The organism is Vibrio marinisediminis (genome assembly GCF_014050145.1).
In the GTDB taxonomy this organism is placed as follows: domain Bacteria; phylum Pseudomonadota; class Gammaproteobacteria; order Enterobacterales; family Vibrionaceae; genus Vibrio; species Vibrio marinisediminis.
In genome coordinates, this window is sequence record NZ_JACFYF010000362.1 from 1 (window position 1) to 233 (window position 233).

Annotated in this window: 1 protein-coding gene; it reads right to left on the reverse strand. The window is 63.1% G+C overall.

What is annotated here, in order from left to right; all coding sequences use genetic code 11:
* Positions 1-233, reverse strand: a 233-nt coding sequence (locus H2O73_RS24355; protein WP_182110844.1) for a hypothetical protein, incomplete at both ends; no start/stop codon positions are given.

Below are 233 nucleotides of genomic sequence, written 5' to 3' on the forward strand. Positions count from 1 at the left end.
GGTCACGGTTGTCACGGCCACCGATACCGCCTCGCTTCCGTCCTCCACCGCGTCGCGCACCGGCTCCAGCCGGTCGTCGATCCTATCCATCGTCTGGCGCGTGGTTGTGATCGTCGTCTTCAACCCTGTCGATGCGGTCTGAAAGGCGGACACTGCGCTTCCGATACCGAAAGGCAGCGCCTTGAGCGCGTTGATGACGGTTGTCGGGATCGACAGGGCATCGTTTGCCGCAT